Genomic DNA, 16,436 nt, shown 5'->3' on the forward strand with positions numbered 1-16,436 from the left:
TCTTATTTTCTGCAAATTTACGCTCTTGGAACCATATAAACAACTGTACTACAATATTTTAATTTATAGAACTCCTCATAAACAATAAAACGGCAAAAATGGAAATTGAAAAGTTTATAGAAAATTATCGGGAAGCTTTCGGCGAAGCGGCCGGACTGCCGGTTGTATTTTGGTATTCCGACGAAGAGACCGGGCATACCGAAAAGATCGGCGGGTGTTTTTTTAAAGGTATGCAAGAGGTTCGTGCCGGCAATACGATTAGTTTGAATGCGGAAGTCATCGGATGTGGGGGAGGAAAGTTTTATACCGGATTTGCTCCGATGCCCGAACATGTTCCGGGTTTTGTGTCGTTAAAGGAGAAATACAAGAAAACTCCCGGAATGGTAAAGGAATTTGTCGATGAGTTGGGGATTCCCCGCGCAGAGAAAAAATATTTGCATTTTGCCCGGATCGATCGGGTAGAGCATTTCGACGGCTTGGAAGGCATCTTGTTTTTAGCTACACCGGATATATTGTCGGGTTTGACTACCTGGGCTTATTTCGATAATAATAGTCCGGATACGGTAATGGCTATGTTCGGATCGGGTTGTTGTTCTGTCGTGACCCAGGCCGTTCTGGAAAACCGGATGGGAGGGAAACGAACTTTTCTGGGGTTCTTCGATCCTTCGGTACGGCCTTGGTTTGAAGCGGATATCCTGAGCTTTACCATTCCTATGTCACGGTTTAGGGTAATGTACGACACGATGCGTGAAAGCTGCCTCTTCGGTACACCGGCCTGGGCAAAAGTAAGGGAACGGATAAACCGGGTGAAGAATGCGGAATAAAGGATGAAAAAGACCGGACAGATTTTATATCTTTGGCGGAAATATCAAGCACATCATTATGGGAACATCGGATAACGGGCAGGAAGTACTCCGGCAAAACCTGGAGGAAAAAGGAACATTTCAGGCATTGTATCAAATGCATTTGTTATTTCGGGAAAAGGGGAAACGGCCGGAAGGGAAAAAAATCCTCGGTAGGTTGCAGAAAGAATTCGGGCAGGTCGATCTGGTAGCGGATGTCGATCATTCGTTGGCCACTTTTGCCATCGCTGATTTTCCGGTAGAATACAAAAAAGATAAAAAGGTTATTCCGGCTCAGGTATTGATGGCCGATTTCACACCTTTCGATCCGGCTTCTGTCGACCGGATGCAACGTTCCCAGTTGTGGGATTGTCCGGATGGGGAAAAATTGCTGGACAGTTGTAAGTATAAACTGATGCTTTCCGATTTCCTGGCTGCCGGATTGGAATACAAGCTTCGTTGCCGTATGCTCGCCCGCTGGCTGGAAATTGCTTTGGAGCTATTCGATGATTGTGTGGGAGTATGGATCCCGGCTAGCGGTAAACTGCTTACCCGGCAACAGTTGCTGAATAATCCGTACCGGGGAGATGACCGTTTTCTGTATTTTGGAGTGAATATCCGTTTTTTCAATATCCAGGGTACGGAGGATATGATGGTAGATTCCTTAGGGCTATATGCTGTCGGTTTACCCGATGTACAATATCATTTCCACGGCCTCGATCCCAACGATGTGGTAGATCATGCTTATCGTGCCGTCGGCTATCTCTTCGGGCACGATGCTCCCGTAAAACCGGGGGAGACCATCGGTGGACTCAAAGACGGGCAATTGAGTGCCGAAGTACACTGGCCTTGTCGCTATGAGAAGGCTTTGCTGCAACCCGAACGGGAAGTGATGGATATCTGCCCCGGAGAATATGCTTCCGGCAATCGTCCGGAGTAAACCGGGGATCGGTTTCATTATCCTAATCCGAACTCCATGATAGAAATACCCGAATCTACCATTATCGGCCGGCAGGCTACATGAGATTATCCGCGAAACATATCTCGGCGGTACGGTATACTATTGTCCCGTATGTCAAAAACTGTGATAGTTCGGCAGGGGGCTAAACTTTATAAATAACACGTGATGGAATTGACATTAAAAATCGATCAGGAAAAATGTATCCGTTGTGGCAAATGCGTCAGGGTTTGTCCTTCGATGATTCTGCAGCAAGCAAAGGCTGCCGGGGAAGTGGAAGTGAAAGAATGGCAAAATTGTATCGTATGCGGACACTGTGTGGCCGTTTGCCCTACCGGTGCAGTAGAACATTCCGGATTTCCTGCCGGGAAGGTACACGAATTCGATTACTCCGATTACCCGGTACCTGCTCAGATGATGCTGTTGTGTAAAGCCAGGCGCTCCAACCGGGCCTTCACCGCTCAGTCTGTCCCCGAAGAGTTGCTACAACAGATCCTGGAGGCTGCTCACCGTGCTCCTACCGCAAGCAATGCCCAGCAGATCGGTTTTACAGTAGTTACCGATCCGGTCCGGTTACGGGAAATCACCGGATTTACTTTAGGAGTATTCAAAAATGCACTCAAAAAGATGCAGAATCCTTTATTGACTCCTTTGGTAAAATGGCTTATGCCCGATGCTTTCCGGTATATCCCTGTATTCGAACGCTTGTTGCGGGAGGATACCAAAGGAAACGATCTCATCCTGCGAAAAGCCAAAGCGGTTGTGTTCATCCATGCTCCCCGGACCAGCCGTTTCGGTTATCAGGATGCCAATCTGGCTTATCAGAATGCCTCGCTGATGGCTGAGTGTCTGGGAGTAAGCCAGTTTTATACCGGATTTGTCTGCTCGGCCATAGAGCAGGATAAAAAAGGGACATTGGAAAAGAAATTGGGGATCGATGGAAAAATATATGCCGGAATGGCTTTGGGAATGCCCGCTTTCCGTTATAAAAATTATATAGACCGGAAGGATTTGAAAGTAAATAGATTATAGCTGCAACTTTTGTATCCTATCGAATAGTTTCAAATAAATTACTCCATATTTTATAAAATCACGGTGGTCCCGGGAGGTCGTGCAATAAATTGTAGTGAAGCCTGCGATTTTTCAGATTTGTTTTTTATATTTATCGACAAGTGTTTATCTGGGACGGCAGGATAGGTGCTGGTTATACAAAATATTAAAAACAAGCTGAAGAGTTGTGGCGGCCGAATTTCCTGTAAAACTTTTGCCGGGGTGATTCGATATTTCCGACTGTTTTGGCATGATACACGGAACGATATGGATAAAAAATTTTTGAAGCAATTGGCCCGGTGGCACGAAGACGATGAATTTCAGAAAATAGTAGATGCCATACTGGCTCTTCCTGAAGAAGAACGTGATTACGATTTGACCGGGCAATTGGCCAGGGCTTTGAACAACCTGGAAGATTACGAGACGGCTGCTGAAGTGTTATTGACCGTGGAAGCGGAAGGGCAGCACGATCCCTTGTGGCATTACCGTCTGGGGTATGCATATTACTATAGTGATCGGTTCGGGCAGGCTAAAGAAAGGTTCGAACAGGTATTGCGGCTCACCCCTGACGATCAGGATGCCCGTATGTTTTTGGGATGGTGTGACGAAGAGCTGACACCCGGGGGAAAAGTAAAGAAACTGAATGCCCGTCTGACGGCCCCTGAAGCGATGACCGGGGGCAAGACCTTCCGGCAGCGTACGGCTGAATTCTGGCAATGGTTTACGGACAATGAACCCCGGTTGGCTGCTATGATTGAAAAACGGGGAGAGGAGGACGTGGATAAAATGGTGGATTTTATTTCCGGAGGAGTACAGCTGATCTCCGGCGAGCTGAATTTTAATCTCGGTGGTGATTATGAATTTACCTTTACCATCGAAGGGAAGAACTATCTCTTTTATCTGTTGCCCTGGTTGGTGGAGCAGATGCCGGAGCAGTTCCGCGGAAAATGGCATTTCTTTCCTTGTATGCAGGGCACTCATGGGGAGAGTTTCGGATTTCAGATGTACGGTAAAGACGTGCAGTTGGATGAGGTGATGGTAGGATTGAAATATAAGGAAGACCAGAATTATTTCGATATCCGTTTTTATGATGAACAACTTTGTTCTCTCGACGATAATTCTTGTTACAATGCTTTTTATATCATGATGGAGCTGACGATCGGTGAGGCGCTGTCGCATATCTATATCGGTAATGTCGACAAGGCGGATGGGATGGAAGCAGGCATGTTTCCCCTTACCAGGCTGGAAGCTTGTATGACCGTAGCGCTCGAAGAAGCTAAAAAAGAGATTCTTACCCGTCCTGACGAGCGTTATAGTGTTTATAGAATGGAATTCGATACCGTTAAGGATTTACGTTATGATATGGTCATCGGGACCACCTGTTTTTCCGATCTTCTGCAGGATTATTTCAATGGGGAGACGGAGAATGCCGATAAGTTGGCTGCATGCGGGAGCAAGGCGGTATTTTTGGTGATGCCGGTGGGAGAAGCCGATCGTTCCGGGATGTTGAAACTCCGCTATGAGATCGAAGACCGGTTGACGGCAGAAGTACTCGGTAAAAAGGGATCCGGCCGTGAGATCGGAATCTTATTGGGAGGAACTATGGGGCGCGATAATTTATACATCGATTTGCTGCTTTACGATGCCCCTGCTTTTATGGAGCAGGCAAGCAGTCTGCTGGGGCAATATTCCTATCCTTTCTATTTGGCCGAATTTCGGCCGGAGAGTCGTTTGGTAGCCCTGGCAAATGTCGGTTGATCCTATGCCGGAGATCCCGTTGTCCCCGGCGAATCGGTCCGCCGTATCGTAGAATTTGCGGATTGTCGTGCCGATGGGGATTCCGGTATCCGGTGCAAACCTTTAGACAAGGCCTGTTTCGAAGTCCTGGGGAAAATAGAAGAAGGATTCGGAGGTAAAAGGAGGAGTTTTAATATGTTTTTGAAACTTTGTGGGGGGCGGTTACGATATATTATCGGTTATTAACCCTTGGGGAAAGGAAGATGATGAAGAATACGATGATGATTTGTCTAGCCTTATTTGCAGCTTTCGGATGTACAGGTCAGAGTAAGGCAGGTAAGGGTAAAACACAGGAATTGACGACTATGGAAAATCAGAAAGAAATTTATCTGGCAGGGGGATGCTTTTGGGGAACAGAGCATTTTATGAAACAGATCCGGGGAGTGGAAGCCACTCAGGTCGGTTATGCAAACAGTACCCTTGCCGATCCGGATTACCGGCAGGTATGTAGCGGACGGACCGGGGCTGCCGAGGCTGTGAAGGTGGTTTACGATCCGGCCGAAGTGGGATTACCTCTGTTGCTCGGCCTTTATTTTAAAACCATAGACCCCACTAGCCTGAATAAACAAGGCAACGATCGCGGAACCCAATACCGTACCGGGATTTATTATACGGACCCTGCTGACCGTGAGGTGATTGTCCGGGCCGTGGACGAACTGTCGAAACGATACGATCGTCCTTTGGCGATAGAAGTAAAACCTTTGGACAATTTTTATCCGGCCGAAGGTTATCACCAGGATTATCTGGACAAGAATCCCGGTGGATATTGTCATATCGATCCGGCTCTGTTCGGGCTTGCCCGTCAGGCTAATCTCCGGCCGGCCGGTGAAGGGATGAAACCCCCGCAGACGGTTTACCGCCGTCAGGACGATGCGACCCTGAAAAAAACATTATCCCCCGAACAATATGCCGTTACCCGGAAAAATGCCACGGAACCGCCCTTTCAAAATGCTTATTGGAACGAATACCGGGAAGGGATTTATGTAGATATCACAACGGGTGAACCGCTTTTTATATCGGCCGATAAGTTCGATTCGGGTTGCGGATGGCCGAGTTTTTCCAAACCTATCGACCAGGGGCTGATCGATGAAAAGACCGACACTTCCCATGGTATGCGCCGGACTGAAGTACGCAGCAAGACTGGTGATGCTCATCTCGGACATGTGTTTAACGACGGTCCGAAAGACCGGGGCGGATTACGCTATTGTATCAACAGCGCTTCTCTGCGTTTTATTCCCAAAGAGGACATGGAAGCCCAGGGGTATGGGGCATATTTACCCTTGTTGGACAAAAAATAAGATCGTATTTCCCTAAGTGTGTAAATTTACTTCTGTACAACAGGCGTTTACAAGCCATGATTGCTAAGGACTGAAAATCGGAGAGTTTCAACCGGAGAATTATTTCCGAGATTTGTTCCTGTGTAAATTCCATAATAATTCATTTTTGAAATTCGTCATTACAAAAATAAAAATTACTGGGATTTACACACTTTGGGGTACACTATCCGGGCGAGCCCAGATTTTACCTCAAAATACCTTTTCCCCTTCAATTTGCCACAAATAAAAAAGAGTCAGTTTTAGCTAACTCTTTGATTTTCAGCGGAGAGAGAGGGATTCGAACCCCCGGACCTGTGACAGTCAACGGTTTTCAAGACCGCCGCGATCGACCACTCTGCCACCTCTCCAATGCGGATGCGAAGATAGAATGAATTTTGAAAAAAAACAAAATAATAAGAGTTTTTTTGTAATTGGTCATTGGGTGATCGTTGTGATTTAGTTGTTTTGTTTTAATAGATTGATATACAAAATTTTATCGGAACCGATAGATTTATCGGTTCCGGGGATTTTTATAGAAATGTTTTAGCAACAGGTAACCGGCGAGACCGGCGAATACGGAACCGCTGATGATACCTAATTTGGCTTGGTTGAGCAGGGTAGGACCGATGTCGGGGAGCCCGGCATAGGAGAGGTTGGCGATAAACAGGGAGACGGTGAAGCCGATTCCGCCCAACATGGATACACCGAGAAGGCTACGGGCATCCATGTGTTCCGGCATGTTCAGTAATTTGCTTTTCACGGCCAGCCATGTAAATGAGAAGATGCCGAGCAGTTTGCCCAGGACGAGGGCGATGAATACGCTGAGTGTCACTCCTTCGATGTCGGCCAGGGTGAAATGTTCGAAAGAGATGCTGGCGTTGGCGAAGGCAAAGAGAGGCATCACCACGTAGTTGACCAGGGGATGCAGGTTATCGTCCATCGATTGCAAGGGACTGATCACTTTGTCGGAGACCGATTCGACATGACGGAGGATAGCGCGTTCCGAGTTGCTCAGCATGTATTTATTATTGGCCATGTCGGCGGTTTCGGGAAGCTTTTGCAAGCTGGCCCGGATTTCTCCGACATATTTGTAGATGTTCAGCTTGGGACGTGCCGGGACGGTGAAGGCTACGATGACACCGGCGATGGTCGGATGAATCCCCGAATTCAGGAATAAGTACCACACGACGATGCCGAAGAAGATATAAAACAGCTTGCTGTTGATTCCGGCTTTACCGCCTATCCACAGAATGAAAATAATCCCTAATGCCCAAAGCAAGTATTCCAGGATCAGATTACTGCTGTAAAAGGCTCCGATGACAATGATGCCACCGATATCGTCTACTACGGCGAAAGTGGTCAGGAAGATTTTCAGGCTCAGGGGGATGCGTTTCCCTAGTAAGGATAATACTCCCAATGAGAAAGCGATATCCGTGGCCATCGGGATGGCGGCTCCCCGGCTGGCAGGGCTTTCGGGGCAAATCAGGGAAAAGATGAGGATGGGGACGAGCATTCCTCCGCAAGCTGCGACAACCGGAAGTAAAGCTTTGCGGGGTGAAGAGAGTTCGCCGACCAGGATCTCCCGTTTGATTTCCAGACCGACGGAGAAGAAGAAGATTGCCATCAGCGCATCGTTGATCAGGGACATGAAGGTCATATTCCTTCCGTGGACGTGAAAGAGGTTGATGTCTCCGAATTGCAAAATGACCTCTTTGGCAAAAAAGGCATCGTAGGTTTCGCGTAAGGGTGTATTAGCTATGATCATTGCGGCTGCGGCAACGAAAAGCAAGACGGCCCCACCGTTTATCTTTGCTTTGATAAAGTGACGTAGGGGCGATTTGAATATATTATAATCCATAAGTTTTCATTTTTTTGAACCAGAGGGCAAACTGTTCGATTCCTTTCCCGAGTGAGGTGGTGGCCCTGTAATTATAATCGGTATGGAGTTTGGTGGTGTCTGCCCAGGTCTGATACACATCTCCGGGTTGCATGCCGACGAATTCTTTCCGGGCGGTTTTACCCAGATGTTGTTCCAGGAGTCCGATAAAATCCATGAGCTGAACCGGAGAACCGTGACCGATGTTATAGATGACGGCCGGTACTCCCGGGACATCTTCCCGCACTAAGCCCGGGTGGTCGAGTATTGTGACGATCCCGGCGATAATATCGTCGATATATGTGAAATCCCGGGATAAACGTCCCTCGTTGAATATCCGGATCGGTTTATCTTCCAGGATAGATCGGCCGAAAAGCATCGGTGCCATGTCCGGGCGTCCCCAGGGACCATAAACGGTGAAAAAGCGTAGTCCGACAGTCTGGAGGCCGTAGAGCCGGGAGTAGGTATAGGCCATCAGTTCGTTACTCTTTTTGGTGGCGGCGTAGATACTGACCGGATGATCGGCCCGCGCATCTTCGCGGAACGGTACTTCGGTCGAATTGCCATATACCGATGACGAAGAAGCGAAAATCAGACGGGGAATATGATGGTGGCGGCAGCCTTCCAATATATGCAGAAAACCCGACACATTGCTGTCGATGTAGGTCTCCGGATGTTCGAGGCTATAACGTACTCCGGCTTGTGCAGCCAGGTTGATTACCGTATCGAAGGCCCGGGAAGCGAAAAGTGCGTCGAGGGCAGGTTTGTCACAGAGGTCCATTTGCCTGAACGTATAATTGGGGTAAAGGGTAGAGCGGTATTCCTGTTCTTGACGGGAAAGATCGATTCCGCATGCTTTTAAACGGGCTTTTTTCAGGGATACGTCGTAATAACTGTTTATCGAGTCGATGCCATAAGTGGCTATGCCTTGCCGGGCAAGAGCTTTTGCGAGGTGGTAACCGATAAATCCGGCACTTCCGGTAATTAAAACTTGCATTAGGTTCGTTGCTTTAATTAAAAAGTAAATTGCTGATTACTTAACAATCGATGTTTATATTTTTGATACAAAGTTAAAAAGTATTTATAACAAAAATAGGTATATCGGATGAAATAAAAAAATTAAGTCGCCATGAATTGACGACTTAAATTACTAACCCTAAACAGAAACAAACTATGAAATTGATTCTTACACAAAGGTAATACTAATTGTGAACGCTTCAAATTAAATATTGTTAATTAGACACAATAAGTATGTGCCTTTTGTGTATGGGGTTAATCACTTTATTATGAGTTGTTTATTCGTCTTCACAAAAGAGCCCTTTTTCTAGCCGGATGGGAATAATCCGGTTGGCTAATCCGGCATCGTAGGGGAGTTTTACTTTGATATAATTGTCTGTGAATCCGCAGATATACTGTCCGATTTTGTTGTCTTCGAACAATACAGGACGGGTTTCCCCTTCGAACCGGTGATAGAAAGCGGTTAATTTTTTTTGTGATACGGAAATCAGCCGGTTTACCCGCCGGTGTTTTTCTTCCTGAGGAACGGTCAGGGGGATATCCAGCGCTTTGGTTCCCTGGCGTTCGGAATAAGGGAATACGTGAAGCCGTGAAATGTCGAGCGTCTCGATGAACCGGAGGGCGTCTTCGAAACAGGCTTCGGTTTCACCCCGCATGCCGGCTATGACATCGACGCCGATAAAAGCATCCGGTAGCAGGTGGCGGATGGTGCGGATCTTACCGGCGAATAATTCCCGGTCATAACGCCGGTGCATGAGCTTCAACACTTCGTCGCTACCCGATTGCAAGGGGATATGGAAATGGGGCATGAAGCGCTTGGAGGTTGCTACAAATTCAATGATTTCGTCGGTCAGCAGGTTGGGCTCGATAGAAGAAATCCTGAACCTGGCAATCTCTTCCTGGCGGTCGAGTTGTTGCAATAGTTGTAAGAAATTCATATCCGTGCCCCGGCCGAAATCGCCGGTATTGACACCGGTGAGTATCACTTCCTGGATCCCTTTGCCGGCCACCTCGCGGAGAGCGTCGAGGATCCGCGGCAGACTGGCACTCCGGCTTCTTCCGCGGGCAAAAGGAATGGTGCAATAAGTACAGAAATAGTCGCAACCGTCCTGGATTTTCAGGAAACAACGGGTACGGTCGCCGAAAGAGTAGGCCAGGTCGAAATTGCTGATTTTGAAAATATCACACGAGTGAGGTTCTTGCTTTTCCTGTTCTTCGAGGTGTTGCAGGTAGTGGGCGACATTGAATTTTTCTCCGGCCCCTAATACCAGGCTCACTCCGTCGATAGCCATGATTTCTTTCGCTCTGAGCTGGGCATAACATCCGACAACTACGATATAGGCGCCCGGGTTGTGGTGAATAATTTTACGGATCAACTGCCGGCCTTTTTTTTCGGCCATATCGGTCACGCTACAGGTATTGATCACAAAGATATCGGCGCCTTCTTTATCGGCTACGGTTTCAGTGCCTTCTTTTTCAAGGCTGTGCCTGATGGTAGACGTTTCTGAAAAGTTCAGTTTACAACCCAAGGTGATATAAGCGACTTTCTTCCCTGCAATATTCATATTTGTACCGACTGCTATTAAATTTCTATAATCGCTTGCAAAAGTAATGATTTGGCTTGTAATTTGCTATCTTTGTACAGTACTGTTGAGTTTTTATTTTTTACTTTTAACCTTTACCTTTTATGCGTTATTATATTATAGCAGGGGAAGCATCGGGCGATTTGCATGCGTCGAATTTAATCCGGGGGTTACGGGCTGAAGATCCGGAAGCCGACATCCGGGGTTGGGGCGGGGACCTGATGCGTGAGGCAGGAGCGGAGATCGTCCGGCATTACAAAGATACGGCTATCATGGGATTTCTGACCGTATTGAAGAATCTCGGTAAGATCAAGGCCAATATCCGCTTGTGTTGTGAGGATATCCGGAGTTGGAAGCCGGACGTGGTGATCCTGGTGGATTATGCCGGTTTCAACCTGCGTATTGCCCGGTTTGCCAAAGGGATCGGTTTGAAAGTATTTTATTACATTTCGCCGAAGTTGTGGGCCTGGAATACCGGGCGCGTGAAAAAGATCAAGCGGTATGTCGACCGGATGTATACGATTTTTCCTTTTGAAACGGATTTTTACGGGCGCTATCATTATACGGTGGAATACGGAGGTAATCCGCTGGTGGATGCGATCGATGCCCGGCCTTACCGGGAGGAGACTTTTGCCGGGTTTATAAAAGCGAACGATTTACCGGATAAACCGATCATCGCTTTACTGGCCGGCAGCCGGAGCCAGGAGCTGCGTTATGTGCTGCCGGCAATGCTTCGGATGGTGGATCATTTCCCCGATTATCAGTTTGTGATCGCCGGGGCTCCTTCGATGTCGGATGCCGATTATGCTCCTTACCTGAAGGGACGGGAGGTCCGTATTTTGTATGGGCAGACTTATCGTTTGTTGAGTCAGGCGAAAGCGGCTCTGGTTACCTCGGGTACGGCGACCCTGGAAACGGCTTTACTGCGTATTCCCCAAGTGGTTTGTTACAATGGCGAAGGAGGTAGGTTGAGTTATTATTTGTTCAAGACCTTCGTTAAAGTAGACTATATTTCGTTAGTCAACCTGATTTTCGGTGGGGAAGTCGTCAAAGAGCTGATGATGCACCGGCTGACCGAAAGAAATATCCTCAACGAGCTCTCCCGTATCCTGTACAGCGAACGTGACCGGGAGAAAATGCTCCGGAATTACGATGAGGTGATCCGCCGTTTAGGGCAACCCGGAGCTTCGGCCCGGTTTGCTAAAATGATGGTACGGGATGCTAAGAATTTAATCGGTTAAAGCCGGGTTTTAATATAACTTTGTAGTTATTATGTGCTTTTGATATTTTAGTAAACCAGTTTTACATTATCGATCCAGAATTTGGCGTCCGGGGCACCGATGTAGGCTCCGCCATGGCCGGAGGAGAAACGGAGGATAATGTGGGTGGGAGTAGTGTCGGGAGAGGCCCAGCCGATCTCCTGGATGGGGACGATCTTCCCCTGGCTATTGGCGGCATATTGTGTCGATTCACCTTTTACCAGGTCCATATAAGGCTGGTAAAAATCCTTTCCGGTAATATCTCCGTAATGGATTTCTATCCGATGGCCGTTTTGCCATTCTTTTACTTCCTGGTCATAACGTTCGTAGGCTGTGCCGACGCGTTTGGCAAACAGATTCCCTTTTTCGTCTTCCCAGCGGTATTGCAGCAATAGGCTGGCTTCGGCATTATTCTGTTCCGGGATATCGACGATACGGCTGAAACCTGTCGCTTTGATCTGTTTCCCGCCCGGCTCTACTTTATAATCGAATTCCAGGGCTTTCGGTCGTTTCGTGAAAGGAATATTGTTATTGAGTTTGCTTTGCGGATTTTTAGTGTCCCGCACGGGTTCCATCACTTCACCGACAAATATCGTTCCGGTGGCTAATACCGATATATTGATCAATCCAAGCACTTTGACGCGTTCCATACGGGTTTCGAGCCGGGCACAATAACCGGAATCCCTTTTCTCCGGGAATACGGTTACACTGGCTTTCACCACTCCGCTGACTTTAGCCATGACGGTCGACGTAGCCCACGGAGATATACTATTCTTATAAGGGGTGTTGTTTTTCAGCGTATCGCCCGGTGTGATCTCATACAGATATTTTGTATTTCCTCCGATAACAAGGGATTCGTCGACTACCCGTACCATCCACTGATTCATATCTCCGTAAGGAAATAATTCGGTGGTATCGTTTTGTGCACGCAACTGTCCGGCAAAGGATAGCATAATAAACAGGCTGTATATCGGTTTCATAGTAACAGATTTTAATTGAAATAGATGTATTGCCCCTTTGCTAACAAAAAAGATGCCAATATTAATGTGAAAATATGTAAATGCTAAAATAATTATCGGGTGAATCGGGGGATTCGTCGTGAAAAAGGGGGAATGTATATATTTAAATTGTAGGGGGGGAGAACAGAAAATACATTTGTAACGTGAAAATGAACTTAAAAGATACATTATGAATGCATATTGGAAAGGGATAGTCCTGGGACTGGTCGTGTTGTCCGCCCCGGTGATGGCTCAGGAAAAACCGGCTGTGTGGGATTTGAAATCCTGCATTAATTATGCCCGGGCACATAATATTCAGATTCGGCAAAGTCGGATCGCATGGGAAGAAAGTTTAGAAAATACGAAGCAGGCTAAAGCGGACCGGCTGCCTTCTCTTTCTTTTACAACGGCTCACAATTATGTGAACCGTCCCCGTCCCGAAGCCGGTGATAAAAATTCGTATTCCGGAAGTTATAACCTGAATTCTTCCGTATCTCTGTTCGAAGGAGGAAAAATCCGGAAGAACGTACAACAGATGGACCTGCAAAATGAGGTGCAGGGGTTGACGATCAAGGAATCTGAAAATAACATCGAACTGGCGATTACCCAAGCATTTGTCCAGGTATTGTATGCTGACGAAGCGGTGAAAATTAACGAAGGGACGGTAGAAGTTTCCAAAGCCCAGCGGGATCGTGGCAAAGCTTTATTGGAGGCAGGAGCATTATCGAAAGCCGATCTCGCTCAGCTGGAAGCTCAGTATGCCACCGATAAATATCAGTTGGTTGTAGCCCGGACAACGCTCGCAAACGCTCAGCTGGAATTGAAACAATTGCTCGAATTAGGGGTGAACGACCAGATGGAACTGGCTATTCCGCAATTGACAGATGAAAGCGTGTTGGTCGTTTTACCGTCTAAAGAGAGTGTTTACCTGACTTCGCTGGGAATCATGCCGGAAGTGAAATACAACCAATTGAATATCCGGGTAGCGAATCTGGAGAAGGAGAAAGCGTGGGCGGGATATTTACCTAATGTTACCTTGTCTGCCGGTTTAGGAACCAGTCATGCTTCGGGTATCGGCACGGGGTTCGGGACACAGACGAAACACAATTGGAGTGAAAATATCGGTTTGACGCTGAATATACCGATTTTTAATAAACGTTCGACCAAGACGGCGGTCAATCTGGCTAAACTGAATATCGAGAATGCCCAACTCAATTATGAGAACGTACAGAAAGAATTACTGAAATCGGTAGAGACGGTTTATCAGGATGCGGTATCGGCGCAGAACCGTTTCCGTTCGGCCCGGGAGAATCTGACCGCTACAGAATTGTCTTTCGAGCTTACTCAGGAACAGTTTTTCCTGAAAGCAAAAAATACGGTAGAATTGATGACGGAGAAAAACAACTTGCTGGCTGCCCAGCTCGAGTTGATACAAGCCAAATATATGGCGATCCTGAATCAGCAATTGTTGAATTTCTATCAGGGTATAGAGATCAGTATCCAATGATAGAGGTATGTGAGAACCAAGTGATTGTATGACAATATAAAAAAGAATATATGAAAAAAGGGAAATTAATAACGATCGGGGGAGCTATCGTAGTTCTGGCCTTGTGCGGATATTTCTTTATGGGTACTTCTTCAAAAGGGAAAATCAGTTTTCAGACTGAAAAAGTGACCCGTAATTCGATGACGGATGTCGTAGTGGCAACAGGGACGGTAGAGCCGGTGACCAAGGTGGATGTCGGTACGCAGGTTTCGGGTATCATCGACCGTATCTATGTCGACTACAATAGTGTTGTGAAAAAAGGGCAGCTGATTGCCGAGATGGATAAGGTGACCTTACAGGCAGAACTGGAATCGCAGGAGGCTCAGTTGGCGAATGCCAAAGCAGAATACGAGTATCAGCAAAAAAATTATGCCCGCAGTAAAGTGCTGTTCGAAAAGCAACTGATCAGCGACAGCGATTATGAAGAGGCGACGTATAATTATGAAAAGGCTAAAAGTACCTACGAAAAGTCGAAAGCCGATATTGTAAAGGTGAGAAGAAATTTGGGATATGCCGTGATTACCAGTCCGATAGATGGTGTCGTTATCAGTAGGGAAGTGGAAGAAGGACAGACGGTGGCTGCCGGATTCGAAACTCCGACTTTGTTTACCATTGCTAAAGATTTGACGGAGATGCAGGTGATTGCAGACGTGGATGAGGCTGATATCGGCGAAATACGCGAAGGACAGCGGGTTACCTTTACCGTAGATGCCTACCGGAACGATGCGTTCGAAGGGGTTGTGACTCAGGTACGGCTGGAGGCTACCGTGGAATCGAATGTGGTGACCTACGAAGTGGTGATCAGTGCACCTAATCCGGATCTGAAACTGAAACCGGGCTTGACGGCTACCGTGTCGATTTATACACTGGAGAAGAATAACGTATTGACTATTCCTCCCAAAGCATTGAAATTTATGCCCGATCAGGCTTTGGCCGAAGCTAATGGAATCGTACTGAAACCGATCCATGTGGATAATTCTGCCTTACAGAAAACAGTGTGGGTGAAGAATGGACAAACGTTGGAAGAAAAAGAAGTACAGACGGCTACTGCGACGACTTCACTCCTGGAGATCACCGGTGGTCTCGCTGAGGGAGACGAGATTGTCGTGGCGATGGAACAATCCGGTAAAAAAGCGATGGGAACTCCGCAACCCGGAGAAACAGAATCCAGTCCCTTTATGCCGAAACCACCGGGACAAGATAAGAAGAGTAAGAAGTAAAATGTAAAAGGCTATAGGCTGGAAGCTATAGGCTAAAAGATGGGGAGGAGGAGATAAGGGGGAGTTGCGGGAAATTGGTGGAGAAGGTAAATCGATGATTTAGAAAGTAGAGGAACTTAGTAACTCAGCAACTTAGTAACTTAGTAACTCAATAACTCAGCAACTCAGTAACTCAGTAACTCAATAACTCAGCAACTCAGTAACTCAATAACTCACACACAATGAATGCTATAATTGAATTAAAAGATATCAAGCGTGATTTTCTGGTAGGAAATGAGACGGTACATGCTTTGCGGGGGGTATCCTTTGCTATTCAGCCGGGAGAATTCGTGACGATCATGGGGACCAGCGGATCGGGGAAATCTACTTTACTGAATGTGCTGGGGTGTCTGGATACGCCGACAGCCGGGGAGTATTGGCTGGACGGGTATTCGGTCCGGCAGATGGGAAAGAATGAGCGGGCGGAGCTGAGGAATCATAAGATCGGTTTTGTATTCCAGTCTTATAACCTGCTTCCGAAGACTACTTCGATCGAGAATGTCGAGCTTCCGTTGATGTATAATCCGGCGGTTTCGGCTAAGGAACGGGAAAGACGGGCGATAGAAGCGCTCGATTCGGTAGGGTTACATGACCGGTTGTATCATAAGTCGAATCAGATGTCCGGAGGACAGCAGCAACGGGTGGCTATAGCCCGGGCGTTGGTGAACGATCCGGTATTGATTTTGGCCGATGAGGCTACGGGAAACCTGGATACCCGTACTTCTTTCGAGATTCTGACGTTGTTTCAGGAATTGTATGCCCGGGGAAGGACTATTGTTTTTGTCACCCATAATCCCGAATTATCGGCGTATAGCAGCCGGACTATCGTGTTGAAGGATGGGCGGGTGATTCAGGATACCCGGAATGAAAAGATTGCTTCGGCCAAAGAGACGCTGGCCGCTTTACCGAAGAATGAGGATTAATTAAATCGAAAT

Annotated in this window: 13 protein-coding genes and 1 tRNA gene; 9 read left to right on the forward strand and 5 right to left on the reverse strand. The window is 47.1% G+C overall.

Annotated elements, in window-relative coordinates:
- Positions 1-98 precede the first annotated feature (98 nt).
- The 5 genes from WS42_RS09355 (at position 99) to msrB (ending at position 5,945) form a co-directional block, all read left to right on the forward strand.
- A complete protein-coding gene (locus WS42_RS09355; RefSeq protein WP_022159647.1) occupies positions 99-824 on the forward strand; it encodes a DUF169 domain-containing protein in 726 nt (241 codons plus the stop codon).
- A gap of 58 nt (positions 825-882) precedes the next feature.
- Positions 883-1,782 (forward strand): DUF4261 domain-containing protein, encoded by a 900-nt coding sequence (locus tag WS42_RS09360; protein ID WP_022159646.1) that lies wholly within the window; start codon positions 883-885, stop codon positions 1,780-1,782.
- 186 nt (positions 1,783-1,968) lie between these two features.
- Positions 1,969-2,832 carry a nitroreductase family protein gene (locus tag WS42_RS09365; RefSeq protein ID WP_118107982.1) on the forward strand — a complete coding sequence of 288 codons (864 nt, stop codon included), beginning with the start codon at positions 1,969-1,971 and terminating at the stop codon, positions 2,830-2,832.
- A gap of 285 nt (positions 2,833-3,117) precedes the next feature.
- The gene (locus WS42_RS09370) at positions 3,118-4,608 is read left to right on the forward strand and encodes a tetratricopeptide repeat protein (RefSeq protein ID WP_046451017.1); all 1,491 of its coding nucleotides are present in this window, start codon (positions 3,118-3,120) and stop codon (positions 4,606-4,608) included.
- 245 nt (positions 4,609-4,853) lie between these two features.
- Entirely contained in the window at positions 4,854-5,945 is a 1,092-nt protein-coding gene (gene msrB, locus WS42_RS09375; RefSeq protein ID WP_046451022.1) for a peptide-methionine (R)-S-oxide reductase MsrB, read from the forward strand.
- Between the two features lie 301 nt (positions 5,946-6,246).
- Here msrB and WS42_RS09380 read toward each other — a convergent pair.
- The 4 genes from WS42_RS09380 to mtaB form a co-directional block, all read right to left on the reverse strand.
- A tRNA-Ser gene (locus WS42_RS09380) sits at positions 6,247-6,331 on the reverse strand.
- 143 nt (positions 6,332-6,474) lie between these two features.
- Positions 6,475-7,821 (reverse strand): Na+/H+ antiporter NhaA, encoded by a 1,347-nt coding sequence (gene nhaA, locus WS42_RS09385; RefSeq protein WP_046451018.1) that lies wholly within the window; start codon positions 7,819-7,821, stop codon positions 6,475-6,477.
- The gene (locus tag WS42_RS09390) at positions 7,811-8,836 is read right to left on the reverse strand and encodes an NAD-dependent epimerase/dehydratase family protein (RefSeq protein ID WP_022159961.1); all 1,026 of its coding nucleotides are present in this window, start codon (positions 8,834-8,836) and stop codon (positions 7,811-7,813) included. The genes nhaA and WS42_RS09390 overlap by 11 nt, the downstream gene beginning before the upstream one ends.
- Before the next feature lie 298 nt (positions 8,837-9,134).
- Complete coding sequence (gene mtaB / locus WS42_RS09395; RefSeq protein ID WP_013610667.1) at positions 9,135-10,421, reverse strand: tRNA (N(6)-L-threonylcarbamoyladenosine(37)-C(2))-methylthiotransferase MtaB; 1,287 nt, start codon at positions 10,419-10,421, stop codon at positions 9,135-9,137.
- 122 nt (positions 10,422-10,543) lie between these two features.
- Here mtaB and lpxB point away from each other — a divergent pair, with 122 nt between their 5' ends.
- Positions 10,544-11,680 carry a lipid-A-disaccharide synthase gene (gene lpxB, locus WS42_RS09400; protein ID WP_013610668.1) on the forward strand — a complete coding sequence of 379 codons (1,137 nt, stop codon included), beginning with the start codon at positions 10,544-10,546 and terminating at the stop codon, positions 11,678-11,680.
- Positions 11,681-11,727: 47 nt separating this feature from the next.
- Here lpxB and WS42_RS09405 read toward each other — a convergent pair whose 3' ends face one another.
- Positions 11,728-12,678: a PCMD domain-containing protein gene (locus WS42_RS09405; protein ID WP_013610669.1), complete on the reverse strand. Its 951-nt coding sequence runs from the start codon at positions 12,676-12,678 to the stop codon at positions 11,728-11,730.
- Positions 12,679-12,886: 208 nt separating this feature from the next.
- Between WS42_RS09405 and WS42_RS09410 the strand changes: the two genes are divergently transcribed.
- The 3 genes from WS42_RS09410 to WS42_RS09420 all read left to right on the forward strand — a co-directional run bounded on the left by WS42_RS09410 (position 12,887) and on the right by WS42_RS09420 (position 16,424).
- The gene (locus WS42_RS09410) at positions 12,887-14,203 is read left to right on the forward strand and encodes a TolC family protein (protein ID WP_046403517.1); all 1,317 of its coding nucleotides are present in this window, start codon (positions 12,887-12,889) and stop codon (positions 14,201-14,203) included.
- 50 nt (positions 14,204-14,253) lie between these two features.
- Positions 14,254-15,462, forward strand: a complete 1,209-nt coding sequence (locus tag WS42_RS09415) for an efflux RND transporter periplasmic adaptor subunit (RefSeq protein ID WP_013610671.1) — start codon at positions 14,254-14,256, stop codon at positions 15,460-15,462.
- Positions 15,463-15,683: 221 nt separating this feature from the next.
- Positions 15,684-16,424, forward strand: coding sequence for an ABC transporter ATP-binding protein (locus WS42_RS09420; protein WP_013610672.1), 741 nt, complete (start codon positions 15,684-15,686; stop codon positions 16,422-16,424).
- Positions 16,425-16,436 lie beyond the last annotated feature (12 nt).

The sequence above is a fragment of the Odoribacter sp. N54.MGS-14 genome (genome assembly GCF_000980295.1).
GTDB classification, from domain to species: Bacteria; Bacteroidota; Bacteroidia; order Bacteroidales; family Marinifilaceae; genus Odoribacter; species Odoribacter splanchnicus.

What these genes read in the sequence shown, in the direction of transcription:
- WS42_RS09355 (WP_022159647.1), top strand. Translation starts at nt 99, where the DNA reads ATGGAAATTGAAAAGTTTATAGAAAATTATCGGGAAGCTTTCGGCGAA.
- WS42_RS09360 (WP_022159646.1), top strand. Translation starts at nt 883, where the DNA reads ATGGGAACATCGGATAACGGGCAGGAAGTACTCCGGCAAAACCTGGAG.
- WS42_RS09365 (WP_118107982.1), top strand. Translation starts at nt 1,969, where the DNA reads ATGGAATTGACATTAAAAATCGATCAGGAAAAATGTATCCGTTGTGGC.
- WS42_RS09370 (WP_046451017.1), top strand. Translation starts at nt 3,118, where the DNA reads ATGGATAAAAAATTTTTGAAGCAATTGGCCCGGTGGCACGAAGACGAT.
- msrB (WP_046451022.1), top strand. Translation starts at nt 4,854, where the DNA reads ATGAAGAATACGATGATGATTTGTCTAGCCTTATTTGCAGCTTTCGGA.
- nhaA (WP_046451018.1), bottom strand. Translation starts at nt 7,821, where the DNA reads ATGGATTATAATATATTCAAATCGCCCCTACGTCACTTTATCAAAGCA.
- WS42_RS09390 (WP_022159961.1), bottom strand. Translation starts at nt 8,836, where the DNA reads ATGCAAGTTTTAATTACCGGAAGTGCCGGATTTATCGGTTACCACCTC.
- mtaB (WP_013610667.1), bottom strand. Translation starts at nt 10,421, where the DNA reads ATGAATATTGCAGGGAAGAAAGTCGCTTATATCACCTTGGGTTGTAAA.
- lpxB (WP_013610668.1), top strand. Translation starts at nt 10,544, where the DNA reads ATGCGTTATTATATTATAGCAGGGGAAGCATCGGGCGATTTGCATGCG.
- WS42_RS09405 (WP_013610669.1), bottom strand. Translation starts at nt 12,678, where the DNA reads ATGAAACCGATATACAGCCTGTTTATTATGCTATCCTTTGCCGGACAG.
- WS42_RS09410 (WP_046403517.1), top strand. Translation starts at nt 12,887, where the DNA reads ATGAATGCATATTGGAAAGGGATAGTCCTGGGACTGGTCGTGTTGTCC.
- WS42_RS09415 (WP_013610671.1), top strand. Translation starts at nt 14,254, where the DNA reads ATGAAAAAAGGGAAATTAATAACGATCGGGGGAGCTATCGTAGTTCTG.
- WS42_RS09420 (WP_013610672.1), top strand. Translation starts at nt 15,684, where the DNA reads ATGAATGCTATAATTGAATTAAAAGATATCAAGCGTGATTTTCTGGTA.